Below are 25,528 nucleotides of genomic sequence, written 5' to 3'. Positions count from 1 at the left end.
AAAATCCTTTACGTTTTCGCCAGCGCTTGCTCTGCACGCGCAATCAAAGACGATTTCTTAATCAAGGGAACTAAGATTTTTAACTCTGTTCCGTGCGGTTTGCCGATCACGGCCACACGAATCGGCATGAAAAGGTTTTTCCCCTTAGCACCCGTTTTATCTTTCACCATGTCTTGAACTTTTAAAAACTCTTCTTCGGTCAAATAATCGGTCGGATGAGCCGCGATCAAATCGCGCCAAGCCGTCAAAACTGCTTTTGTTGGCTCCCATTTCAAAGTTTCATCCGACTCTGGCAAGATTTGATAAGCGCTGTCGTCAATCGGGCGATATAAAGCCACCGCATCCGCAAGGGTCTCCATAGCGACTTTAAAAACTTCCACCGATTTCTGCTGCCAAGCAGGATCATTAGGCAGATTCAATTTTTCTTTTTTTAAGAACGGCTCTACCTGCTTCCAAAGCTCTGCACTTGGCAGAGCTCGCAGATGAACGGAATTCATCCATTTAAACTTCACCCGGTCAAAGATCGCACCGGACGGATTTAAACGGCTGATATCAAAAGCTTTGATCATGTCGTCCACGGAAAGAATTTCTTTTTCTTCCGGATGCGACCAACCCAATAACGCCACGTAATTTAATACCGCGGAATTCAGGTAACCTTCTTCTTTTAAGATACCGCAAGCCACGGCACCTTTTCTTTTGGATAACTTTTGACGGTCTTCATCTAAGATCAAGGAAATGTGACCGAATTGTGGCGCCTGCCAACCCAAACCTTGATAGATCATTAACTGACGCAAAGTATTTGGCAGATGTTCTTCGGCACGGAAGACATGGCTCATTTTCATTAGGTAATCATCCACCACGCAGCAGAAGTTGTAAACGGGCATCCCCCCAGAGCGAAGAAGTACGAAATCGCCGACCATGTCTGACGGAAATTTGACTTCCCCGCGAACGAGGTCGTGCAAGATATAATCCTTTTGCAAACCTTTGGTTTTAAAACGAACGACCGCGTTGTTGCCGGCTTTAATGTGCTCTAAAGCTTTTTCTAAAGACCAATCTTGGTAAGGTGAGTTCACATGGAAGTTGCCTTGAGCTTTGTTGGCTTCGCGTTGCTTTTCAATGTCTTCATCCGTCAAAAAGCAGTAATAAGCCTTGCCGTCTTTTAGCAGTTGATCGGCGTATTTTTTGTAAATATCTAAGCGCTCACTTTGACGATAAGGACCATAAGGGCCCACGTCTTTTAACGTGACGGGATCAACACCTTCATCCCAGTTTAAGCCCAACCAAACAAGGTCATCCACGACCCCACGCAAGGATTCTTCGGTCGAACGAGCCTCATCGGTATCTTCAATGCGCAAGATAAACTTGCCGCCATTTTTTTTTGCGAAAAGGTAATTGTAAAGGGCGGTTCTTGCTCCACCAACGTGAAGGTAGCCTGTTGGAGAGGGCGCAAAGCGAACGCGAACTTCGGATGAAGAATTTGAGGTCATAATGGGCTCCGGAAAATAAAAAAGCCTGATCGAAATCAGGCTTTTAACTTAGTATGAATTTTATCAGACGTCTATGGCGATTAGCCGGTGATTCCGAAGATGGCTTTGACCTCTTCTTCTTTGAAAAGCTCTTCTTGGCTGGTTGCCAAAGTAAGCTCTTTTAAAAGAAGGCTGCGAGCCGAATCAAGCATCTTGCGTTCGCCAAACGAAAGCTCTTTATCGGCTTTCAAAAGGAATAAATCGCGTAAAACTTCAGCAATCTCAAAAACCGAACCCGTTTTAATCTTTTCCATGTATTCACGGTAACGACGGTTCCAAGTTTGGTTATCAATTTTGATGTCTTTTTCTTTTAAGATCGAGACCACTCGAGAAGCTTCTGTTTTAGAAATGATTGGACGAAGGCCCGCTGACTTAACATTTGTTGTGGGAATCATGATTTTAAGGCCGGTGTCCACTAGCTGCATGTTATAAAATGTGGTTTTTGTTCCCAACATTTCTTTCGTTTCAATGGAAACGACTTTAACGACACCATAGCCAGGATAAACTGCGTTATCGCCTACAGAGAACGTTAGCATCAAGGACCTCCCCAGAAATTGGACAGAGAAACAACCTCGATACTTCTATCAAATCTGACGCGAGTTATCAAACGGGAGCGGCGCGTAAGGAAAAGATTTCAAGGGAAATTCAAAATAAAAAGGCCCGGGTTTCCCCGAGCCTTTGATAAATGAATTCAAGCACTTAGGCCTTATTTGGCCGTATACACCAAGGCGTAAGCTTGAGCACCATTCTTACCTTGAGGGATCTTGTTACCTTTTACAGACAACTTATAAGTGCCCGCTGCAAGGTTTGAAAGCTCAATCATCTCAAGATTGTTGATGTGATCGTTCATACTGATTTGCTGACCCGACGGAGTCGTCAAAACCAAATCCAAATCATTTACTAACGCAAGGGCCGCATTTGAGGAACCCGGAGCATCTGTCCAAACAAGGTTTGCGTAAAGTGAGCCATTATTGCCTACTGTGACTTGGTAAGACACCTCAGCACCTTGAGCAACGCCGGTTGTGTTGTCGATGAAAACCGTTTGCGGACCCAAGTTTGCAATCGCCGATACGTCTACGCGGCCGTAACCTTCGTCTGAATTTGGACGACGAGTGAGGATCTCTTGACCACGAGCCGCACCGATTTCACCGAATTGACCTGGGAACATATCCACCGCCGTGTGAATCATTGTCGCTTTCATCAAAGCCGCAGAAGGATTCGCGATGCCGATTTTTTCTTGCAGAACTTGGCGAGCCACGGCGGCCGCACCAGCGGTCAATGGTGTTGCCATCGACGTCCCACCAGACCAAGCGTAATCCGCGTTGTAAGCACCCCACAACTCAGAAGCACCTTTAACTTGCGAACGAACGCTCAAGATATTTGTTCCTGGAGCTACGATATCTGGCTTCGTACGACCATCGGCTGTAGGTCCCCGAGACGAGAACATCGCAAGACCATTTTCGTTATTAGAGATGTAGTCGCTGTTGATTGGATCCACAGGCCATTCATCTTTGGCAGAACGAAGTTTATTGATCTGAACTTGGATACCACCCGATTTTGTGACGTTTTCAGAAGCGCCCACCGTCAAAACGTTTTTCGCCGTTCCTGGAGAAGCCATCGTGTTAGCGTCAATACGGCCATCTTTGTTTTTATCTGAACCGCTGTTACCAGCCGCGAACAAGATTAACATGTCTGGATTGGCGTAAGACCACTCATCGACTTGAGTTGCAAAAGCATCGTAAGCACCGAAAGTACGCGCACCACCCCAAGAGTTGGTGTGCAGACGAGCACCGTCCGCATAAGCCTTCGTGAAAAGGTCCCCCAACTTGCTTGGAACGCTTAAGTTATTTAACATGGGTGACCACATGCCTTCGGCCACCATTTTTGCATCGTAAGCGCCGCCTTTAAGCAGGCCATTTGACGCCGTCCCGCGACCCAAAACTGATCCGGCAACGTGAGTTCCGTGACCCATTGGATCTTCCCAAGTTTTTGCCCAAAGACCGAAAGCGTAACCAGAGATCACCGCTCCGCCGAAATCTTTATGCATTGTGCTGATGTTTCCTGAATCAAGACCCGTGTCGGCCATAGATACGATTTGGTTACGACCCGTGAACCCCATAGCCCAAGCCGCGTCAAATTTCATCACGGAAGTTCCGGTTTCATCACCTTTCAAATCCGTGTAGTCACCTGCCGCTTGAGTTCCTGCTTGCGAAGAACCTTCTTCAAGCACCACATGGAATGATTCCATTTGTGGTGTTGGTTGCACGTGCTCAACACCTGAAATGTCGGCGACTGCGGAAACCAAACCACGAGGAACCAAAGCAATGACTGATTTTCCATCCACTACTTGAAGTGTTACTTGAGGATTTAAAGCAGCGATTTTTGCTGCGACAGCTTCAGAATCTGTGGCTTTAAAAGTTTTAACTAAAATGCTGACGGCGGCGTTTTTGTTAAACACACTAGCCGCTTCAAAGTCTTTAGCCACTTTGTAAGCGCCTTCATATTTTACAACGGCTTGTACACCACTTTGCGATGCTTGGAATTGACTCAACTGAGCAAAAGACCCACGAACCACCAAAGCGTCATCTGGAAGATAACCAAAGATTTCAAACTTTGCGGCACGCAAAGCTTTTTTGTCGCCTTCGGTGATCGCTTTTTTGAATTGCACGATGTATTCCGTTTTCTGAACATCGTTCATCCATGTCGCACCTTGAATGTTAGAGATCTGTGCGGTGTTTACCGCACCCGCGTTCAGTTTTAAAACTGTTCCGGCTTGCGCTGAAAGAGAAAGAGCGGTGATCGACGCCAGGGACGTGATCAAGTGCTTGCTCAGTTGATTCATTAATACCCCCTCTGATATTGAAAAAATCAGATCACGACCGAAGTCGGGTATCAATGAAGAAATTCATGTCGCACCGAGCGAAGTAATTTATTTTTTAAAGTCTATGCGCCATTACAGCCAGCGAAAGATTTCCGGCCGCTTTACCACGAGAGTTCACGCCAAATTCCATCTCTTCATTTTCGGGAGCAAAGATTTGGGCTCGCTCTGAGATCTTTTCTTCGCCACGGACTCGGCGAGTCACTATCACATCCATCGCCAAACCGTCTTTGCTTTGGGATTGGGACTTACGCGCCACCAAAGACACTAAAGTTTCGGTTTGCCCGTCGTCAGAAAATTGACTGATAAAAGTTTTCTTACCGGACTTAGCCACCGTGTTGACCGAAAACGGCGATTGCCCTTTAAGATTGACGCGTAAATTCACTTTATATTGAGAAGCTGCCTCGCTTGCGAATCCTGAAAGGAAAACCGCTGTCGCGAAAGACAGAGAAACTAATTTATTCATCGACCACATCCTTGTGTTCTATGCTTTAAGCATGACAAATGCGGACAATGGACGCAAGCGCGATTTCGACGAAGTCAGAAGTTTTTTAACAACTATTTTTGCCCGGGATACTTCTTGGGACCCGCGATAAATTTTCTCACATAGTCCTTTTTATCCGCCATCAATGGAGAATAAAAATGCTGACTGAGATCAAAATACCATCCATCGATGGCCAGGCCATAATTTAAACCCAAAGTATCATGCGCGATCGTCAAAGCAAAAGCTTCCGCCCAATCCTCCATCGGATGTGAAGAGGCATATGTGGAATGGAAGCCGGTTTTCAAGAGACCCGAGAAAAGATCGTCGGCATTTTCGGGGGCGATATGATTGCCGCCACAAAAATAAAAACACAGCTTATCGCGAAAGGCGTAATGGTTTTCAGGCTTTGGTTGAAACGGCCCTATCCAGGCAAGATCGCCCCACCCACCAGGCAACATTTGACATTCATAGCGAGGATTTCCGTTTTCATCTTTAACAATTTCACACTTCAATTTGTTAAGGTTGTTGGAAAAATCAAACAGATGCCCGAACTCATGGTTCATGACATAATCAAAAAAGAACTCTTTCGTGTTACGGTTGGATTTATAATTAATTAAATTTAAACCGGGATCCGTTGTTTTTAAGGGACCTCCGAAGCTGGTTTCTTCTTTCCAACTTAACCACGCATCAAAGGTCATCGGTGAATCCAAAACTTCTTGGCGAATTCCCACGCCCCCACCCGTGACGTTCCCTTGAGCATCAATCACGGGGCTGGCATATGCCGTGGCGATAAAGTCTTTTTCAACCCAGATTTTATCTAAGTGACAGTACATATTTTGGATATATTCTGGAGAACGATCAAAATGACCTTCAAAGTGAGAAGCGAATTTTTCTCCACCAGCTAGACAAGCACGTTGATCTGGAGCTTGGCTTTGATCTTCATCCGGAGCTCCAGGATCCACCCAGCAGATGATGTTTTTTATATTCGCACGACAATCGGCAAGGCTTTTAGCCGCCACCGGAATCTGTGATTGCCAATTTGAAGAATGACGAACAATCACATCACCAGGGTGAGAGACTTGCGCCGTCGCAATAGATCCAAAGAGAGAACCAAACACCAAAATAAGTGATTTCATAGTGACTTCCACCTTCGGGCGAAATGCTAAGGCAGGGCTCCTCCGGAAAGCAACTTACACCGCTAATGACGCAAGGCAAATGCGGCAAAAGCCAAAATGAGACGTCAAACACGCCACACGCGACTGCCCTAAAAAGGCGGAACGGATTTATTTGATTTTTAAGTCTAAAAAAAGGGGGTCCCGCGCGGCACAGCGCTTGCTCAAGTTATAAAGTGTCTCGATCTAAATAAGGAGATTCTTATGAAAAGCCTCGTAACAACTTTCGCAATTCTCTTGGGACTTTCCGGCGTATCTTCAGTTTCCTTTGCTTCCATTGAAAGCAACGACCCTATTCGCTGCTCTCAAATGGAAAGATTGGCTCAAGATCATAAAACATGGTCGGTGGGCTTTGAAAAATTCCAAGCCGACTTTTCGCACATGAAGAATGAACAGCAGTTTTTTAAAGCCATTCGCGGCACACAACGCATTTTACAAAACCTCGAAAATTTTTCCGAAGTCGCTCATGTCGAAGTGAATCAAGATCTTTTACAAGAGTCGCAATTAGATTTGGACAGTGCCGCTTTGGGAGATGTTCCTAAAGATAAAGCCAGCTTTGCTTTAAAAGAAAAAATGATCCGTCTGCAAACCGAGCTTTCAAATGCGATCTTTAAGGCGCAAGCCAAAACCCCCGATTGCAACCTAGGGACAGTGAATTCACCGACGATCTAAGCAATACCGGCGAGGGCCGCCGGGCCATGCTCACGCAAAAGCTCGGCTTTAAGGTTTTGATTTTCTAAATAAGCAAGCTTTGGATCTCTTCTTAAAACTTCAAACGCCGCTTCGCGAGCCTCTTGCAAAGTCTGCATATCACGCACAAGGTTGGCCATCTTAAACCCAGAAAGACCGCTTTGGCGGGTCCCCATAAACTCTCCAGGTCCGCGCATTTCTAAGTCAAATTCGGCGATCTTAAATCCATCTGACGTCTTTTCCATCATCGCCGTGCGCTCTTTGCCTTCTTCGGAAACTGCGTAGCCCATGATCAGAATACAAAAGCTTTTATGCTCTCCACGCCCGACGCGTCCTCGCAGCTGATGAAGTTGAGAAAGTCCAAATCTTTCAGCGTGTTCGATGATCATGATATTGGCATTAGGAACATCCACTCCGACTTCAATCACCGTGGTTGAAACTAGCACTTGAATTTCATTGCGGCGAAACTGATCCATGATTTGATCTTTTTCTGACGGCTTCATTTTTCCGTGCAACAAACCAAAGCTTACTTTGGGATAAAGTTCTTTGAGCTTTTCATATTCAGAGACGGCATCTTTAAGATCAATTTTTTCGCTCTCTTCCACCAGGGGATAGACGATATATGCCTGGCGACCTTTTTGGATTTGCTCCATCATAAACTGCAGGGCTTGCGGACGCTTACTTTCAAAGGTGGCGCGCGTTTGAATAGGGCTACGACCCGGGGGCATCTCATCCACAATGGAAACATCTAAGTCCCCGTACACCGTCATCGCCAAAGTCCGCGGGATGGGGGTCGCGGTCATAACCAAAAAATGCGGCGAATTGCCTTTGTTTTTTAAAACTCCACGCTGTTCGACCCCGAAACGATGTTGCTCATCGATAATGACCAGTCCCAAATTAGAAAAAATCACTTCATCTTCAATCAACGCATGGGTGCCGATGATCAAGTCAATTTCTCCGGAATGCAACGCCTCAAGGACTTGTTTGCGTTCGGACGCTTTGGATTTACCCACCAGAAGTGCTAAGCGCAGACCCAAAGGTTCTAAAACTTTTTGAGCATTTTTAAAATGCTGTTCAGCTAAAATTTCTGTCGGCGCCATAAGGCACGACTGAAATCCGCTTTCTGATGCATAAGCCGCCGCCATAAAACTGACCAGCGTCTTACCGCTGCCCACATCCCCTTGCACCATGCGATGCATGGGGTGAGATTTTTCTAGGTCTTTACGGATTTCACCAAAAACTCTTTTTTGCGCGTTGGTTAATTGAAACGGCAAAGATTTTTCTAAAGCCGCTAGCTTGGTTGCTTTATTTAAGATCTTGGGCGCGCCTTCTTTTTGAAATCCGGTTTTCTTTGATGCCAAGAAAAGCTCTAGCCAAAAGAATTCGTCAAAAATGATTCTTTTTTGGGCGGAACTTTTAAACTCGGCATATTGAGCCGCTTTTTGTGGATCCGGATAATGCATTTCTTTTAAGGCGTCTTTGCGTGGTAAAAGTTTGTATTTTTCAATGATCCATTTGGGCAAAGCTTCTTCGGGCCACTCTTCGATTTGAGAAAAAGCTTGGCGCACCATTTTCATGATCTTGTTGGTCGCAAGACCTTCAATTTCGGTGTAAAGTGGAATAAGCGCGTCTTGCGTTTCTTCATCTGGCTCTATATCGCGAATATCAGGATGATGAAACTCCAGGCGACCGCGATAATCCGTGACTTTGCCAACAACACGCACTTCTTTGTATGGTTTAAATCTTTCAAAGTAACCCTTGTAAGGCACACGGAAGAATTTGCAGTGAATTTGTCCGGAAGCATCCTTCACCACGACATCATACATCTTGCGCGTGCTGCGACCCATATTGATACTGTGAACCGTCACAACTTGAGCTTTAATACTCACAATATCATCCATTTTGAGACTGGCGATATTGCGGGCCGCCCTCTGATCTTCATAGGCTCTAGGATAGAACTCAAAGAGATCCCCAATAGTCTTTAACCCCTTCCTGGTAAAGAGATCTCCCAGCTTGGGGCCGACTCCTTTAAGGTACTGAATTTGCGTGTCTAGACGAAGGGCCATGGCTCTCGATTATTCCGGAATTTGTTCCTAAGTCAATGAATCCATGTCAGAATTTTAGGTATGACGCCCAATTATTTTCGCATCCGTTTAAGTACGATTCGCCCTGACAAACAGACGACTTTTGATGTCTATCTGCATGTCGACCAAAAGTACATCGTTTATCTACGCGCGGGCGATCGTCTTTCTGATGGCAAAATTAAAACCATGCATATGCGCGATACGGGCGACTCTTTCTTTGTCCTGGTAGCTGATAAACAGAAATACCAAGATTGGGTTAAAGAAGAGATCAATTCCGACCTGATCAATCCTTTTGAAAAAGCCAAAATCCTGCGTGAGTCTTCGGTCGCATTAATGGAAGATCTTTTTGAAAATCCAGATGTAAATAAAGCCTTAGATGACTCTCGTCCGATCATCAAAGATTTTATCGATTTGATGGAAAGTGCGCCGGAAGCCATGGGATTTATGATCTCACTTTCAGGTCACGATTTTTACACTTACAATCACTCTTTAGATGTCAGCATTTACTCTTTAGGCTTAGGCAAAGCCTTAGGCTATGATCCCAAAACTTTAGAAGAACTGGGCGTGGGGGCTCTTTTCCACGACATCGGCAAACGCAATGTCAGCTTAGACATCCTTTGCAAAAAAGGAGGCTTGACCGATGCCGAGTGGGAGCAAATGAAGATGCATCCCCAATACGGCCTAGTGATCTTAAACGGTCACCCCAATATCAGTGACGCAATTAAAGCCGCTTGTTTTGAACATCATGAATCGTGGTCAGGCAATGGATACCCGCAACAGCTCGTCTCTGACGAGATTCATCCGTTTGCGCGCATCGTGGCCATCACAGACACTTACGATGCCATGACGACGCAACGTTCTTACAATGTGCCGATGGCGCCGCTAGATGCGGTCACCATGATGAAAGAAAAATTGGCCGGCCGTTATGATCCCGACATGTTAAAAGCGATGTATTCTGTTTTATTTAAAATCAAGGTGGCTTCGTGAGCGGAATCGCCGGCTCGCTTTTAGCGATCTTTGTGATTCCCGTCATCGCCTTGGCTTTAGAGCCTTCGGATCCCGCGTCTTTTTGTTCTCGCTTTCTTGATCAAACTGAAATTGAACTTTGCCAATCTCGCGCCGCGAGTGAAAATATCGATTGGTATGCGGGTTCTGTTTGCAATATGCAAAAAGAAGACAAAGCTTTTTGGAAATGTTGGGAATCAGTGAAAGATAAAACTATCAACCTGCAGGCACTTAAAAAATGCGTAGACAGCGAAGGTGATGACGATCGGCAGAGTTGCGTGAACTCTGCCTTAACTCCCCCGCGCCGTCCGGCGTCTGATTCCAGTGGCATTTTTCAGCCTCTGAAAAATAAAAAACCAGATCAGCCTCTGAAAAAATCAAAATAACAATCGCAGCGATTATTTACAGAAAAGCGCTTCTTCTTTATCTGCCCACTTAAGAACCGATAAAGAACCAGAAACTTCCACGCTGCTATCGATATCCGTCGAACGGAATTCTTTTAATCCGTTTTCGCTGAAAAGATAGCCCATGTATTGCGCTCTTTTACCCGTCACGGTGTCTTCAACAATCCATCCCACGGTCGGCACAGACCCCGGATAAGTATCCTTAACCACGGTCACGATCATTTCAAGAGTCGCCCCTTTGCACTGGATCGTTTTTAAAACGACTTCATTCTCAAAAGCCTGAGCTCCCCATGAAGTTAAAAGAGCCAGAGTGAAAATAATATTTTTCATAGACATTTCCTTCTTAATCGCCGGCAACATATCGCACATTTTTAGCCACGAACCCAAAGATTGTGAGCCTCGATAAAAATTCCAAAGGAGTGTCCAAAATTTGGCCACTTTGGCATGTCAGCTTTCGAACACTTCAGTAAAGACTTCAAAGCCCAGAGACATTTTTGGGAAAATCCACATTCTGCCAGGGAAATTCTGATAAAACAGCACCTTATGAAAAAGCTTGTTTTAATTTCGATGACCACTTTAACAATTCTAGGTTGCAGCTTCCCGATGGAGCAACTGGGCCTTTTTAAGACCGGCACAGGCTTACCCGAAATCAAACCTTTTTCTAACGATGAATTGATCACTTTTGATATCGTAAAAAAGAGCTCTTTATCAACCTGCACCCAGTGTCATGAATTCACGAAAACGGCGGATCAAGTCATCGCCAACCAAGTCGACATTTTAGCGCGTATTAACACCTCCGGCAGCGGCCTGATGCCGCCGCCCTCAAAGGGGTATCGGGCTTTGACGGACTGTGAAAAACAAATTTTAGTCACTTGGCTTGATGATCAAAAAGTGGGACGTGCTTCGCCGAAAATCAAAGAGCTCACTGCGTGCGCCAATCAAACAACCGAGCCAGCCCCACAACCCCAGCCAGAACCAAAGCCCACAGCGACTCCAAAACCTGAGCCCGTGGACTTTGCAAATCTAGAAGTGAATTTTGCAAACTTGCAAAAATATATTTTAGAACCGAAATGTCTTCGTTGCCATACCCCTCAGGCCAAAGACAAAGAAGAAGGTAAGGTTCGCACGAATCTCACCTCCGAGAGCGAAATTCAAGGACAAGGACTGCTTGATGCCACTATTGAAAAAGCGGTTCTATACCAAGTCGTGGTGCCCGGGCTTAATAAGCGCTTTATGCCACCGGTCCGATCTGGCCTTCCCGCTTTAACAGAGCCCGAAGTCGATTACTTAAAACGTTGGATCTTATCCGTCCCACCAAATGATTGGTTTTAAGATGCGTGCTGTTTTGATTTTTGGAATTTTACTAAGCGCTTCATTGAGCTTGGCGGCGGGATACCCCGCCTGCAAAGATAAAAAGAGAACTTTAGAATTCAATCAGGATATGCTGCTGAATTATCGGGATCAAATGGAGCCGAAGTTTAAAACTCGCGGTTTCATTAAAGGCACATTGATCAAAGTCATTGAAGATCGGCAACGGCACGTGCATTTTGAAGTCGACTTGGACGGCGACGCCGAAACTTCGGACGACCGCATCGAGGTGATTTACAACACAAGCTTTGGCTCCTTACCCGACTACGGTCCCGGCGCCGAAATCATTGCCTGCGGGGATTTTATCGTGGACCCTTATTCTCCACTAAAAGCGGTTTTACACTGGCTGCACCATAGCCCTAAGCAAAAGGCCCATGACGACGGATATTTGGTCATCAACGGTCAGGTCTTGGGCTTACGCCAATGACCTTTAGCAAAAATCAAGCAGCTGTTTAGTCAGAAAAGATAAACTCATCTAAACTGGAAGTATGAAAAATCAGCTTCCTGGGTGGACTTGGGCCGCCCCCTTTCTTGTTCTTTTTTCCGCTTCATTACTGAGCTACTCGATCAATACTCGAGAAAATATTTATTGGCTCAATCTGGCGACACCGCTAGCCGTGGTGATGTGTCTATGGTGGGGACCGCGAGTCTTGATCGCAACATTCATCAACGCTTTGGGGACTTTATTTTTATTGCGTTTTCCAGATCAGCATCTTTACCCGGTTTATGCCCTCGCACCTGTATTTCAAGTCTTTGTGGCCTGGATGCTTGTGCGCGAAAGATTTAAAAATGTCCATCAATGGCAGCCCACACCTAATCATATTACGCTGTTTTTCGTTTACGGATTCTTACTGCCCACACTGTTAGCCAATCTATTTTTACAGTCGACTTATATTTTTACCGGGCTTTCCAGCCAGCGCTTCTTTTTATGGAACACCCTGGTCGCCAGTGTCGCTGACTTGACCGCCGCTCTTTATTTCGCCGCACCGGCATTCATCATCTTAACACCGTGGTTATATAAAAAATCCGCCTCGCTATTCCGCTATGAACAATATCCCCCACTGCACTTAGACCGCCTTCTGGAAAAAGAGAAATTAATCATTGTGGGCGTCTTAGCGACGACTTTGGTTTTAGGAGTCTCTTTACCGTTTAGCCAAACTTGGTATATTTACGGTATCACAATTTTAACCCTGGCATCGTTGTACGGTCTGTATGCCGCCCTTCTGATTAATACCTGGGTGATGTCTATTTCAATCAGTCTGCCTCACTGGTTACACCTTCCTTGGGAAAACGAACCCTTCTCCCTACAAGTGCCGGGCACCCTTTTAACTTTAAGTATTTGTTCGTTGATGGCCGGGGCCGCCGTCACCACCTTAGGAGAGAAGTTAGATCGTTTGCGTGATACCGAAATCGCCCTTAAAGGTGCCAAAGAACAAGCCGAAGAAGCCTCTCAAGCTAAGTCTGATTTTTTAGCCCGAATGAGTCACGAAATCCGCACGCCCTTAAATTCGGTTTTAGGAATGCTGGAACTTTTAAAAGAAACCCACCTTTCTAAAGATCAAGAGCGCTACTTGACCCTTTTCAGCCATGCTGGCGAAAATCTAAAAGCCCTGATCAACGATCTATTGGATTTTTCAAAAATCGAAGCCAAAGCTCTGTCGGTGGAGGACGTCAGTTATAATTTACACAGCACCGTGCGCAGTGTTTTTGAAATTTTACAGATTAAAGCCGAAGAAAAAGGTCTGCACTTTGAACTTTACATCGAGGACAACGTGCCCCTGTTGCAAATGGGGGACCCCACCCGTCTGCGTCAGGTTTTATTTAATCTGATTGGCAATGCCTTAAAGTTCACCAATGAAGGCGACGTGCGCGTGCGCGTGGGGATTCGTAACGAAGAAAAACCACAATTGGTCTTAGAAGTTCAAGACACGGGTATTGGTATTCCCCGGGAAAAACAGTCCAGCCTTTTCTCTCCGTTTTTTCAAGCCGATCCGGGAATCACGCGCAAATACGGCGGTACGGGCTTGGGTTTAGTGATTTCAAAAAACTTAGTCGAGATTATGGGCGGAGTGATGGAAGTTAAAAGTCTTTCAGGTCGCGGTACCACCTTTAGAATATTATTGCCTCACCGTCCGGACTTAACCAGCCACTTAGAAAAAAAAGTCGCGCCCCACGTGCAGTGGCATTTGCAATTTCCAAACAAGCGCTTTCAAATTCTTTTGGTGGATGACTCTGAAGACAACCGAGTGCTGATGATTCACTATCTTAAAAATCTGCCGTTTGATTGCACCGAAGCGGTCAATGGCCAGGAGGCCGCGGATAAATTTAAAGAAAAGAAATTTGATCTCGTCTTTATGGATATGCAGATGCCGATCATGACCGGATATAAAGCCACGGAGGTGATCCGTCATTGGGAAGAAGAATCGGCGATGACTCACACTCCGATTATCGCCTTAACGGCCACCGCAGTGATTGAAGACTTGCAGCGATGCCTCACCGCGGGCTGTGATCAATATGCCGTTAAACCCGTTAAGAAAAGCGAGATTTTAGAAATTCTAAGTCAGCACTTAACGACGAAGACACCTTTAAGGGAAGCCTTCCGCGAACCGCCCTCGGCCAATATGTAAGAATGTAAAGCGCCGCGCACCTTGCCCGCGGCTCGAAGCTCTTCATAAAAGTCATGCTCCGAACGAGTGTCGGGGAACTCACAGACGACTTCAAAATCGGTCTCTACCGGTTCGATGTATTGAATATCGCCTTTGGCGATAACGATGTCTTCCGTGGGGATTCCACGTGCTTTTAATCCCGTCAACACCATGGCGTAAGATGCCAAGACGGCGACGGCATAAATACTTCCCCCAAACGCCGTGCCTTTGTGGTTCGTATTTTTCGCTAAAGAAACTTTAAAACTGACACGATGAGGCTCAATATTGACGGATTGAATTCCCAAATGTTCATAAAGAGCGATCTTCTTTTTAAGCGTGTTGATAATATCTTGAGAGTTTACTTCCATTGTTCATATCCTCCAGCAAAATTACGCACGTTTTTGTATCCCAAATATTGCAACGCATAGGTCGCAGCCCCTGATCTTACGCCATGATTGCTGATAACTAAAATGCGCGTGTCTTTGGAGAGACCCTTGGCAGTGAGTTTTGCTTCGATGCTTTTGGTAGGCAGACCTTTATCGCCAAAGAATTCTTTCCACTCTAAGTACTCAAGCTTGGCTTTCACGTTTTTAGTCATCGAGATATTGCGCAGCTTAAACTCTTCTGGCAAGCGCACATCTAAGATCACGGTATCCACGTCCTCTTTTTCCGCCAGGTTTTTAAACTCTTTATATGAGATCATTAAACTATCTTGAACTTGGGGTTTCCAATACGGCTTGTTTTGAACCAGGGGTTCTTCTTTGGGATTCATCGCACGGTAGGAGCTGTGAACCAAAGTGTAAACATCACGCACTCCTAAAACCTTTAATGTCCACGCGATACGCCCTTCTTCACCGGCGCCTTGAGGTCCCTGACCCAAAACCACAACCTTAGTGTCAGGATCAATCCCCACCAACGACAGACGGCGAGCTAAAGAAAAAAGATCGTTATCCAAAAGTCCGCGAGATCTGGGATCTTGTTGCGAGAAATCTTCCCAACGAACATTGATGGCCCCAGGAACATGGGAAAGATTGAATTCAAAAGCTGGTCTCACATCCAAAATGACAGGCTTATCTTTCATGAGAGAGTCGGCAAAGGAACCTTCCCCCACCACCGGCTCCTGGTTTGTGATTTTAGTGGGTTTCACCTGGCATCCTAAAAGGAAACCCAAAAAGAGCATCGTAGACATTAAGCATTTGGGATTCACTCGCGCCTCCAGGTCTTAAGTTATCTGCGATAACATTCTAATTTATGAACGATATTTCCTTCGACCACGGAAACCTGCAGACGACCTTCGGCTGAAAATTCCCCTGTCGTATTAGAACCAAAAGTATAATCAGGGGCTTTAGAAATCGTCAGCATGTAAGGCCCATTCTTTTTGGGACCATTAAAAACATAACCTCGCCCCTCAAGCTCGGTCTCCAGCAATAGATGAGCGGTTGAATCGTCAGTGACCTTTAAGACGGACTCTGCTTTGCGAGCATTCCCATCCGGCAGCACCTCGAAATATTTCGCCGTGCATTTTACGTTCTCCGCCGAAATCGGAGCGGCCATCAGAACACCAGGAAGGATGAAAACTAAGATAGACATAAAGATTTTAGTCATGAAACTCTCCAATTAAAAAGGCCCGATACAACCGGGCCTAAGTCATTTTTTTAATTTACTACTTCGTGATTCTCATCGTCGGGAAGAAAATGATGTCCCGGATACTGGGGCGATCCGTCATTAACATGACGATACGCTCAATCCCAATGCCGACTCCGCCTGTCGGCGGCATACCGGCATCGATCGCCAGGATGAAATCTTCATCCATCGGGTGGGCTTCTTCGTCTTCACCGCGTTGCGCTTCTTGTTCTTTCAGACGAGCCAATTGATCTTCAGGATCATTCAGCTCTGAATAGGCATTACCGATTTCCATGCCTGCCGCGAAAGGCTCAAAACGTTCAACCAGACGCTTATCGCGACGGTGAATTTTTGTCAGCGGAGAGATTTCTACCGGATGATCCATCACGAATGTGGGTTGGATTAAATGCTCTTCAGCTGTCAGCTCAAAAAGCTCCATCAACATTTCGCCTCGGCGATAAGGTTTTGTTTCTTTTGTTCCGTGTTTTTTAAGGGCCGCAAAGATTTCATCATCTGTTGCTTTATCGGGATCCATCTTTGCGTATTCACGGATACCGTCAAACACCGTCAAACGTCGCCAAGGAGGAGTAAAATCAATTTCTGTTCCTTGGTAAGTCACCTTCATACTGCCAGTGACTTTTAAAGCAATCGTCGAAATGATTTCTTCAAACTGCTTCATCTGATAATTATAGTCCGTGTACGCCTCGTAGTACTCTAATAAAGAGAACTCGGGGTTGTGCGTACGATCAATCCCTTCGTTACGGAAGTTTTTAGAAATTTCATAAACTTTTTCAAAACCACCTACGATCAGGCGTTTTAAATAAAGTTCTGGTGAAATACGCATGTAAAGCTTCATATCCAAAGCTTTATGATGAGTCGTGAATGGAGTGGCCGCAGCACCTCCGTAAAGTGGCTGCAAAGTGGGCGTTTCCACTTCCATGAATCCGCGGTCATCCAAAAATCTGCGCACTTCTTTAACGATTTTCGAACGGGTTTCAAAAACCTTGCGCGAATCTGGATCCGTCATCAAATCCAAATGACGATGACGGTATTTGATTTCGATATCTTGCACGCCATGGAATTTTTCTGGCAAAGGTTCTAACGACTTCGTCAAAATTTGGAAAGATTTGACGTAAATTGAAAACTCACCTTTTTGAGATTTAAAGACAAAACCATCAATACCGACGATATCCCCTAAGTCGATCAACTCAAAGGCGGCGCGATCTTGTTCGGACAGTTCTTCAGTCTTCACATAACACTGCACAGATCCCGTTTGATCTTGAAGGTTAAAGAACGAAGCTTTACCCATCATACGCAAAGTCATTAAACGACCCGCAATACGATACGCAAATTCCGGCTTCTTTTCACCCGCTTGCAAAGTTGCCGCGTGTTCCTTAACGACTTCGGCAATCTTGGCCTTATTTTCAAAAACATAAGGATAAGGGTTGATGCCTTTTTCACGTAAGGCGTGAAGCTTTTTTCTTTTTTCCGCTCTTAAGGGATTGTCTTGAATGCTCATCTTTACTCTTTTGACTCCAAAAAATTATTTTTTACCTGCGAAAGTATCCATCACGTCTTGAAGAAGCTTGATAGATTCTGCCTTAGGACGTTGGAAAGCATTACGTCCCATGATGGATCCAAAGCCTCCACCTTGCGCCAATTCAGAAACTTCTTTTAAAAGAACGTCGGTTGTTTTTGAATCACCACCCGAGAAGATCACGATACGTTTACCTGCAAAGCAAGCTTGCACCACGTGGCGGATACGATCTGCCATTGTTGCCACCTTGATACCTTGTTCTTGGTAAACTTTCGCTGCAGCTGGTTGCTCAATGTGTGAACTTGGTGGTTTCACTTTAATGATGTGAGCACCTAATTGCGCAGCGATGTGAGCTGCGTATGAAATCACGTCAATCGCTGTCTCACCTTCTTTAGAAATCTGTTCACCACGCGCGTAAGACCAGATCACGACCACAAGGCCGGCCTGTTTAGCTAAGCGGGAGGCTTCTGCGATTTCTTCATACATGTGCTTTCTTTCGCCGGATCCCGGATAGATCGTAAAACCAATACCCACGCAACCCAAACGAAGAGCGTCGTCGATGTAAGAAGTTAATGCCGAAATAGGACGTTTATCTCCGTAAAGAGTGTCCGAGTTATTGATCTTTAAGATCAATGGAATTTCGCCCGCGAAATCACGTGCTACCACCTCAAGCGCACCTAGTGGAGCGGCGTAAGCGTTGCAACCAGACTCAATCGCCAATTGCACATGGTAAGCGGGATCGTACCCATCTGGATTCATCCCGAAAGTACGCGCCGGTCCATGTTCAAAACCTTGGTCCACCGGTAAAATGACCATTTTTCCAGTTCCCGCCAAGCGTCCATGATTCATGATACGAGCTAAATTCGTTAAAGTTCCTGGGTTGTCGGCTCCGTACCAGCTTAAAATCTCTCTAACTCTTGGCGTCATCTTGGATATCTCCTGTTTTTTGATAATGTCGGAATAGAACTGCGTTAGCTCCGAATCACAGGTCCTGTGTTCGGGGGCCTCCGGCCCGAAAGATTAGTTATTTTTCTAATGATAAGCAAGCGCAGCTTGGCAGAAAGTACTCTGTGATATACTGTGCCAACTCATTCCAAAGAGGTTTTTATGAGCGCCACTGCTGCCGTCAGTTTTGAACCCACTCCCAATCCCGCAACAATGAAGTTCTTGCTTCATCGCCACGTGGCTGATGAGGGTTTTGATTGCCCTACAGCTCAGGACGCTGAGCGCTCTCCTTTAGCTTCAAAAATCTTTGGCTTCCCTTGGACTAGCGCCGTGTACATAGGAACAGACTTTATCACCGTCACGAAACAAGACTGGGTTGATTGGGAACTTTTGGCTCAACCTTTAAGCGGTCTTATTCAAGAACATTTAAATAACGAAGAACCCGTGGTTGTTGAATTTGTCTCAAGCCCGGAAGACGACGCCAATGACGAACCGATTGTTCGCAATATTAAGTCTGTTCTTAATCGCGAAATCCGTCCCGTCGTCGCCTTAGATGGTGGCGATATCGTGTTTCACAAATATGTCGACGGAACTTTATTCGTACGCATGAAGGGCGCTTGCTCGGGCTGCCCCAGTTCTCAAGTCACTTTAAAAGAAGGTATTGAGACACGGATGAAAGAACTTTTCGCCGAGATCAAAGAAGTTGTCTCAGTCTAAATTTTGGCATGAGGGAAGGCTTCTGGCGAAGCTTTCCGGCCCTATCATCGTTGGTCAGCTAGGCCAAAATCTGATTATTCTGGCAGACACCATTATGGTCGGCTCCTTAGGCCCTTTGGCTTTAGGCGCTTCTGCGTTTGCCGGCAGCGTCTTTGTTGTATTTCTTATTTTTGCCTTTGGCGTTTTAGCTCCGATCACCGCGCTTATTGCTAAGGCTGAGGGCCAAGAAGATCATCCCCGGGGCGGAGTTTTACTTCATCACAGTGTGGGAATTGCCTTGGGCTTAAGTGCTTTTTTAGTGGCCGTTCTTTACATCTTAATGAGCCAACTGCATCTTTTGGGACAAACCAAGGACGTGATTGATCTGGCCCTTCCATTTTTTGAAATCACCATCTGGTCGCTTTTGCCCAGCCTCCTTTATCAAACCTATAAGCAGTTCACCGACGGTATCGGAAAAACCAAAGTCGGTATGGGGGTGATGATTTTTGGCGTTGTGTTTAACATCGCAGGCAACTTTGTTTTAATTAATGGCTACTGGGGTTTTCCGAAATTAGGCCTCAACGGTGCCGCTTGGGCGACCTTGATGGCCCGAACCTTAATGGCCCTCGCCATGATTGCCTTTGTTCATTTCCATCCCATGTTTAAAAAATATCTGACCGAAAGATGGTCGCACCGCTTTGATCGCCATCTCACCAAAAGCCTGATTCGCTTAGGTCTTCCTACAGGGATGACTTATATTTTTGAAGTCGGCGCCTTTTCCGCCGCGGCGGTGATGATGGGATGGTTTGGTTCTAGCCCCTTGGCGGCTCATCAAATCACCATCTCGCTAGCCAGCATGACTTTTTTAGTGACCATTGGTGTGGGCATTGCCGCCAGCATTCGCGTGGGATATGAAATTGGGCGCGATGATCGCAGACAAGCGCGCTTTGCCGGCATGACGGCGATTAAAATTGGCGCCACCTATATGGCCGTGTGCGGGGTTTTGTTTATGTCCCTGCGTTGGCACTTGCCGAAAATTTATGTCACGGATCCCGATGTCATCGCCATTGCGGCTGGTTTATTCATTATCGTAGCGCTTTTTCAAATCTTTGACGGAATTCAAGCCGTTTCCATCGGGGCCTTAAGAGGCATGAGTGATACGCAGATTCCGGGCATTATCGCCTTTTTTGCGTATTGGATTATCGGCTTACCGACGGGTTACTTTTTGGCCTTTCATGCGGGCGTTGGTCCCATGGGGGTCTGGATCGGATTACTGATCGCACTGATCATCGCCAGCAGTCTGCTGACATTGAGATTTCATATTTTAAGTAATCGCTATTTAAAGCCTTAAGGATGATAAACGCAACGGAAGCCTTGCAACGCAGGAACTGAAGATGAATCCGTCATTCGGTAAGAGGCAAAGATCCCGGCATTATTGACTTGCTGATTGCCTTCCGGAGAATAACTGCGTGAAGATGTTTTAGATCCGCCTCGCAAAATGTAAGGATACGCCACGGTTGTCTGCGTGCCCGAACATGCCGCCACGTTGCTGAGCTCTGAACAATTGAAGTTAATCGAACCAAATCCACAGTAATACGGAAAAATATTCGGACTTAAAACGGAGCAGCTTTGTGTTCCACCATGGGTGTTTTGCAATAAGCCCGCGATAGGATTACCCACAGAGTAATTTAAAGTTTCATAGCGAGTGGTGTCCGCTCCCTTTTGCAGCTCGTACATATTGCCGGAAAAATCCCACAGCTCCTGAAGCGCCCCACTGCCAATCGCTGGCAAATAATGCACGCGTCGGTCCGGAGTCGATCCACATGTTCCCGGATAACAAGGACTGCCGACCACAATCGGCTCACCACTGCCCGAAGAGGCGCCAGTCACACCTAGGTACACATAGTTTGTCGTCAGTGAGCCGCCCACCGTGCCGCGCATCCAGTTATCGCCGCGACTGGCAATAATATTAGCGACCGCATTCCATTCCGCATGTGTTGGTAAATCATAATTTGCGGCCGGGCTTAAGCTTTTACACCCTGAACCTGTTTGCGTCGCTTGATTATAAGACGCTTCAATCGGGGCGGTCGTGTAAGAGCCGGAATCAAAGCGCACAGCCGTCACGGGACCGCGAGCTTCCACGGGTGCTATACAAAAGGGTGTTGGTGCATAAGTCGCATCATACACGTAAAGGAAATTATTAGGACAAGCAAACGACGTGAAGGTGCTTGTTGCAGCGGTACTGAGGTTGCCCGCGGGATCAATAGTGTAAACGTTCACGGTGTAGAGCGAGCCCCGATCTAGGTTAAGACCCGTCATCCGTGTTCCACTGGAAACGGCACCAAAGGTCGCATTGGTATTTGAGCCTGTGATGACAACACGAACCGTCAGCGCACTGCCGTTGATGTCTGCGGGAACAGTAAAATTAATAATTGGTGATTCATTATAAAATGGACGAACGCTGGATAAAGAAAGATTGGTGACCGACGGCGGCGCTACCGTATCGACATTGAAAGCATTCGTCCCCGCCACCACCAGGCCCGAAGGAATAGTCAGATTTGCTGAAATTCCCGTTCTATCATCAACGATATTACCGGTGATGGCCAAGGTTTTAAAATTTAGCGGTGTTGCAAACTCTCCCGCGGCGACCTTATAGGTAAAACGGATTGTTCTTTTATTAGTCCCATTCAGTGAAGTCATGGCAATCGTTCGGCCACCGGAAACAGTGTTTAGAACGATATAGGGCGTCCCGGAAGTGATACGAACCGGTCTATCAAAAACAAGATCGATGCCTATCTCCGTATCTAAAGGCGCATAGACCCCCGCCGCAATATTGGTAAAAGTTAAGTTGTTAGTGAGGCGCGGAAGTGGGTAATTGACCGTGAACTGATACCCATCATTTGACGCTGATGTTTTATTGCCGTGAGGATCGTTGGCGACGATATAAATCTGATACGTAGCTCCTTGGGTCAACATCGCCAAGGTGCAATTTGTCATATTCACCGAAGTACCGACATTTGAAGCCGTTTGCGAACACACTTCGGCCCCTAGAGCCCCCGAGGAACCCACTTGGCGAATCTTGATTTCATAACCATTGTCTGCCCCTGCCGCCGCCGTATAATGAATTTGCGGCAAAGTGTCCGTCAAAATGTTATCAACCGAGAGATCCGAAAAACTGTCCGTATTCGAAGACCGGATTCCTGAAATCGTAAAAGCATCAGGGCCGATCGTATCAACGCCAATAGTGCGCGACGAGCTGCCGACGTTACCAGCACTGTCAGTCTGCGAAGCAGTTAAATTGACAGAACCTTGCACCACATCCATGAGGGCTGTAAAAGCACCATTCACACACGAAGTGGTGGCCGAAGCCGTAGGGTTTGATGTCACCGTGACCGTCAGGCCCGTTTCACAAGTTCCCGAAACGCTGTACTTTCCGTTTGTAACATCCGCACTTGTCACATAGCCGCTTGAGGTGGGCGAAGTGATACTCAAGGCAGGCAAGGTGCGATCAATCACGATGTCCTTAGATGCCGAACCATAAGCGTAATACGGAGCCCCTGAAGCGTGCTTTACCGAAAGAGTCACTGTTCCGTCCGTCAAAGCCGCCGTCGTTACTAGGTCCGCAGTGTAAGTTCCACTGGCTGAACAACTCACCGTCTGCGCGGTGGCAAAAGGAATGGACACCGTCACATGGCCGCTACGAACATCACAAGTGCCGGTCACGTTATAAGATGTACCGGCCGCCCCCGTGCCGCTTGAAGCATTGATATTACTCGCCGTGAGAATTGTGACGGCAGGTGCCGCAAAAAAAGCCGAAAAGTTTTTCTGATAGGTATTAACCTCGCCCGTGAGGTTTTTGACCGTCAAGCGAACTTGAATATTGCGCCGCTGATCACCCGCCGCGACCGGATTGGCAACAGCCCCCACTTGGCTATACGTTAATGAAAAGCTGGCTGTTTGATTTTCAACGCAATCAAATGTTGCATTTGTATCAAGCTCTTTGAGTTTTTTAAAACTTTGCGTGGAGGTATCGAAGACTTCCGCATCGATCACCGACTTGCTACACTCAACTTGAAAAGGAACAACATCGTTTGCTGGCGGAATATCGGTATCGTTGATCGCATTGGTCGCTTTGAACTCATAGGAAGAAAGAATATTTTTCGCCAGAAACTCAATTTGCATGGCGCGCTCAGTACAACCCGTGAGCAAAAGCCCGAAGACTAAGAAAAACTTGTAAATAATAGAACTCACGGGTGAAACGCGCATGTTCTACTTATCGGCTATTCCTTAGTCTATTTAAGGCTCAAAATGAGATTTCCCTTATTGAAAGACGGCTTGGCACTTAATTAGCGCCGGTATTTTTGGCATTCCCAAGGTGCGCAATCGAGGTGGCTCTTTTTGGAACATGGCTTTCATCTCGCTCCACCCTAAACGCACAAGGTCCTCGGCAGAAAGACGCTCTTTCACCACCAAGTTATTATAAACGATGCGTGGGTTTTCTTTTGCGATGGACTTGGTGATCTTAGTTAGATCTAAAGCACTGCCGGAGTCTTCTAAAAGCTTATTCATGATGGCCATGCCACGGTTTAAGCTGACAAATTCATAGGGCAAAGCCAAGTTGCGGTTTAAGGCCCAAGCCATCCATAACTCCATGCTGATATTAGGCTCTTTACCTTTGGCAATCAGATTTACCTTTTGTACAACGGCCTTTTTAAAATCACTTTCGCTGATTTGATTTTTGGCCTTATTACTTAGATCCCAGAAAGCGCGCGCAATTAATTCCGCACTCAAGATGTCGGTCCCGACACCTAAAACCATCACTTGCCGTTGCATGTCGCTAGAGATCGTTCCGCCCATACCAAAATCAAGGATATTGACCATGATACGCGGCTCTTTGACGTCAATCATAAAATTACCTTGGTGCAGATCCGAGTGATAAAAACCCGATCCAAACAAGGCTTCTTGCGCCCATGTGCGAGCCATGGCTTCCACGATAGCTTTTTTAAGACCCGGAATCGCGTCTTGATAAGTTTCAGCTACGGCATCTAACTTATCGCCATAAACCATCTCCTGAACCATCAATTTTGAGTCTTTGGTTTTTGGTTCGTGGATCTTCGGAACATGGAATTCAAGTTCAGATTTATATTCTGGCGAAACAAACGGAACTACGCGTTCATAGACTTTGGCTTGTTTTTGACGTTCGATCGTCGCGTTTTGATCTAGTTCAGCTACGATCGTTTTAATGATGTCGTCCACAACCGGACTGACTTTGGGCACCTGCATTTGGATAAAGTCAGGATTTGAATCCAAGATGCGACCTATTTCGCTTAAGATCTTGCGATCTTCTTCCACACGCAGGGCGATATCTGGTTTAATAAAGCGCGGCACCACGGACTGCTCACCGCGAGTTTTGATTTTTGCGCGATGAGTTTGGGCCATTGTTCCTACGCCCAAAGGTTTCTTTTCGAAATAAGAAAAGTCATAGTTTTTCTTTTCTTGTTTCACGATTTCATCAACAAGAACCCATGGAACTGGGCTGACAGAGCTTTCCAGGCGACGAAACACCGCCAAGACTTCACGCGGAAGATTTGATTGACGAGCCACGACTTGCAGAAGTTTTTGCAACGCCGGACCACTGCTTTGAACCATCAGTTCAAATTTTTTCATATCGTCCATTAACAAATCGCCACCCAAGAAGGAACTCACGATTAATTTTTTAGAGGAAGGATTTAATCGCGCAAAGTATTCACTAAGAAGAGTTTGCATAAAAATGCGCGAGGTGGGATCTTGCTGTTTTGCAAAACTTGACTCCGCCACTTTTTCACCGACGCGATCTAATTCTTTCATTCGATCCGCCAGGACGGCTTCACTTTGATCCAAAAGCCAGCCTTCAGCTAATTTTTGCGCCATGGGATTTGTAGCCATGGTCTTTAAAAGACCGCCAAAACTTTTCGCTGCCTCACCAATAGCCGCTCCTTCAGAGCCCGCCATTTTTAACAGCTGCACTTGTTGCCACTTCATGTAGTCTTCAATTTGTTTTTGTACGCGAGGACTTTGGGAGGTGAACATTTTAATAGATCGAGGTCCCGCTTTTTCTAAGATCTCAACGTCTAAAGCCAAGCTGTGAGTATTCGGCCATTCACCACGCATGGCTTTTAAAAAATCTGCGAAGCTTTTAACCGCGACGGTTTCAATGGGCTGACTTAACATACCTTTAAGATAGTCTTTACCCCGTTGAACGATTTCAGCCTTTTTTTCACTGGATTCACCTTGCGCTAAAAGTGCATAGCTGATCGCCATTCGTTGTTCGAAGGTCAGGTACAATCCTTTTTCAGAATCGGCGGCAAAGGCTGCCTTAACAGCAACGATGACAAATAATAATATGAGAACGGCTTGTCTCAACATGATACATCCTTAAACCTTCGGGTTCAGGACAAGACTTGCACATTACAGACCGGGCCCGCTAACGAG

22 protein-coding genes are annotated in these 25,528 nt (G+C 46.1%); 8 read left to right on the top strand and 14 right to left on the bottom strand.

The genetic code is table 11. The features are described 5' to 3' along the window. Window positions 1-8: 8 nt before the first annotated feature. From gltX to AZI86_RS15755, 5 genes are all read right to left on the bottom strand, one after another. On the bottom strand, window positions 9-1,487 hold the full coding sequence (gltX, locus tag AZI86_RS15775; RefSeq protein ID WP_061836240.1) for a glutamate--tRNA ligase: 1,479 nt from the start codon (window positions 1,485-1,487) through the stop codon (window positions 9-11). A gap of 80 nt (window positions 1,488-1,567) precedes the next feature. Next, window positions 1,568-2,062 (bottom strand): CarD family transcriptional regulator, encoded by a 495-nt coding sequence (locus AZI86_RS15770; RefSeq protein ID WP_061836239.1) that lies wholly within the window; start codon window positions 2,060-2,062, stop codon window positions 1,568-1,570. Window positions 2,063-2,232: 170 nt separating this feature from the next. Beyond that, window positions 2,233-4,368: a S8 family serine peptidase gene (locus AZI86_RS15765; RefSeq protein ID WP_061836238.1), complete on the bottom strand. Its 2,136-nt coding sequence runs from the start codon at window positions 4,366-4,368 to the stop codon at window positions 2,233-2,235. 94 nt (window positions 4,369-4,462) lie between these two features. After that, a complete protein-coding gene (locus AZI86_RS15760; RefSeq protein WP_061836237.1) occupies window positions 4,463-4,870 on the bottom strand; it encodes a hypothetical protein in 408 nt (135 codons plus the stop codon). A 92-nt stretch (window positions 4,871-4,962) separates the two neighbouring features. Further along, entirely contained in the window at window positions 4,963-6,024 is a 1,062-nt protein-coding gene (locus tag AZI86_RS15755) for a hypothetical protein (RefSeq protein WP_157684731.1), read from the bottom strand. A 240-nt stretch (window positions 6,025-6,264) separates the two neighbouring features. Here AZI86_RS15755 and AZI86_RS15750 point away from each other — a divergent pair, with 240 nt between their 5' ends. Further along, on the top strand, window positions 6,265-6,732 hold the full coding sequence (locus AZI86_RS15750; protein ID WP_061836235.1) for a hypothetical protein: 468 nt from the start codon (window positions 6,265-6,267) through the stop codon (window positions 6,730-6,732). Here AZI86_RS15750 and recG read toward each other — a convergent pair. Further along, entirely contained in the window at window positions 6,729-8,816 is a 2,088-nt protein-coding gene (recG, locus tag AZI86_RS15745) for an ATP-dependent DNA helicase RecG (RefSeq protein WP_061836234.1), read from the bottom strand. The genes AZI86_RS15750 and recG overlap by 4 nt on opposite strands. Before the next feature lie 60 nt (window positions 8,817-8,876). Here recG and AZI86_RS15740 point away from each other — a divergent pair, with 60 nt between their 5' ends. Continuing rightward, the gene (locus AZI86_RS15740) at window positions 8,877-9,821 is read left to right on the top strand and encodes an HD-GYP domain-containing protein (RefSeq protein WP_061836233.1); all 945 of its coding nucleotides are present in this window, start codon (window positions 8,877-8,879) and stop codon (window positions 9,819-9,821) included. Further along, window positions 9,818-10,225 carry a hypothetical protein gene (locus AZI86_RS15735; protein WP_061836232.1) on the top strand — a complete coding sequence of 136 codons (408 nt, stop codon included), beginning with the start codon at window positions 9,818-9,820 and terminating at the stop codon, window positions 10,223-10,225. Before AZI86_RS15740 ends, AZI86_RS15735 begins: the two co-directional genes overlap by 4 nt. Window positions 10,226-10,237: 12 nt before the next feature. Here AZI86_RS15735 and AZI86_RS15730 read toward each other — a convergent pair whose 3' ends face one another. Then, window positions 10,238-10,573: a hypothetical protein gene (locus AZI86_RS15730; RefSeq protein ID WP_061836231.1), complete on the bottom strand. Its 336-nt coding sequence runs from the start codon at window positions 10,571-10,573 to the stop codon at window positions 10,238-10,240. Between the two features lie 213 nt (window positions 10,574-10,786). Here AZI86_RS15730 and AZI86_RS15725 point away from each other — a divergent pair, with 213 nt between their 5' ends. The 3 genes from AZI86_RS15725 (at window position 10,787) to AZI86_RS15715 (ending at window position 14,238) form a co-directional block, all read left to right on the top strand. Then, the gene (locus tag AZI86_RS15725; protein WP_253715988.1) at window positions 10,787-11,575 is read left to right on the top strand and encodes a hypothetical protein; all 789 of its coding nucleotides are present in this window, start codon (window positions 10,787-10,789) and stop codon (window positions 11,573-11,575) included. Further along, the gene (locus AZI86_RS15720) at window positions 11,562-12,038 is read left to right on the top strand and encodes a DUF3465 domain-containing protein (protein ID WP_253715987.1); all 477 of its coding nucleotides are present in this window, start codon (window positions 11,562-11,564) and stop codon (window positions 12,036-12,038) included. Before AZI86_RS15725 ends, AZI86_RS15720 begins: the two co-directional genes overlap by 14 nt. Before the next feature lie 61 nt (window positions 12,039-12,099). After that, window positions 12,100-14,238 carry an ATP-binding protein gene (locus tag AZI86_RS15715; RefSeq protein WP_061836229.1) on the top strand — a complete coding sequence of 713 codons (2,139 nt, stop codon included), beginning with the start codon at window positions 12,100-12,102 and terminating at the stop codon, window positions 14,236-14,238. On the opposite strand, the gene AZI86_RS15710 is transcribed toward AZI86_RS15715, so the two are convergent. From AZI86_RS15710 to AZI86_RS15690, 5 genes are all read right to left on the bottom strand, one after another. Next, entirely contained in the window at window positions 14,172-14,624 is a 453-nt protein-coding gene (locus AZI86_RS15710) for a YiiD C-terminal domain-containing protein (RefSeq protein ID WP_061836228.1), read from the bottom strand. The two genes, AZI86_RS15715 and AZI86_RS15710, sit on opposite strands and share 67 nt — an antisense overlap. Further along, window positions 14,615-15,403 carry a sulfurtransferase gene (locus tag AZI86_RS15705; RefSeq protein WP_253715986.1) on the bottom strand — a complete coding sequence of 263 codons (789 nt, stop codon included), beginning with the start codon at window positions 15,401-15,403 and terminating at the stop codon, window positions 14,615-14,617. Before AZI86_RS15705 ends, AZI86_RS15710 begins: the two co-directional genes overlap by 10 nt. An 80-nt stretch (window positions 15,404-15,483) precedes the next feature. Beyond that, window positions 15,484-15,861: a hypothetical protein gene (locus AZI86_RS15700; RefSeq protein ID WP_061836226.1), complete on the bottom strand. Its 378-nt coding sequence runs from the start codon at window positions 15,859-15,861 to the stop codon at window positions 15,484-15,486. A 58-nt stretch (window positions 15,862-15,919) separates the two neighbouring features. Continuing rightward, complete coding sequence (gene lysS, locus AZI86_RS15695) at window positions 15,920-17,398, bottom strand: lysine--tRNA ligase (RefSeq protein ID WP_061836225.1); 1,479 nt, start codon at window positions 17,396-17,398, stop codon at window positions 15,920-15,922. 24 nt (window positions 17,399-17,422) lie between these two features. Then, window positions 17,423-18,343, bottom strand: a complete 921-nt coding sequence (locus AZI86_RS15690) for a class I fructose-bisphosphate aldolase (RefSeq protein WP_061836224.1) — start codon at window positions 18,341-18,343, stop codon at window positions 17,423-17,425. Between the two features lie 180 nt (window positions 18,344-18,523). Between AZI86_RS15690 and AZI86_RS15685 the strand changes: the two genes are divergently transcribed. Further along, window positions 18,524-19,078: a NifU family protein gene (locus AZI86_RS15685; protein WP_061836223.1), complete on the top strand. Its 555-nt coding sequence runs from the start codon at window positions 18,524-18,526 to the stop codon at window positions 19,076-19,078. Then, window positions 19,065-20,408 (top strand): MATE family efflux transporter, encoded by a 1,344-nt coding sequence (locus AZI86_RS15680; protein ID WP_081111965.1) that lies wholly within the window; start codon window positions 19,065-19,067, stop codon window positions 20,406-20,408. Before AZI86_RS15685 ends, AZI86_RS15680 begins: the two co-directional genes overlap by 14 nt. On the opposite strand, the gene AZI86_RS15675 is transcribed toward AZI86_RS15680, so the two are convergent. Both AZI86_RS15675 and AZI86_RS15670 read right to left on the bottom strand, forming a co-directional pair. Continuing rightward, on the bottom strand, window positions 20,405-23,323 hold the full coding sequence (locus AZI86_RS15675) for a hypothetical protein (RefSeq protein ID WP_061836222.1): 2,919 nt from the start codon (window positions 23,321-23,323) through the stop codon (window positions 20,405-20,407). The two genes, AZI86_RS15680 and AZI86_RS15675, sit on opposite strands and share 4 nt — an antisense overlap. Window positions 23,324-23,377: 54 nt before the next feature. Continuing rightward, window positions 23,378-25,462 carry an AarF/UbiB family protein gene (locus tag AZI86_RS15670; protein ID WP_061836221.1) on the bottom strand — a complete coding sequence of 695 codons (2,085 nt, stop codon included), beginning with the start codon at window positions 25,460-25,462 and terminating at the stop codon, window positions 23,378-23,380. Window positions 25,463-25,528 lie beyond the last annotated feature (66 nt).

This window comes from Bdellovibrio bacteriovorus, from assembly GCF_001592735.1.
Classification (GTDB): Bacteria; Bdellovibrionota; Bdellovibrionia; order Bdellovibrionales; family Bdellovibrionaceae; genus Bdellovibrio; species Bdellovibrio bacteriovorus_D.
This window is presented reverse-complemented; position numbering and strand designations above follow the sequence as displayed.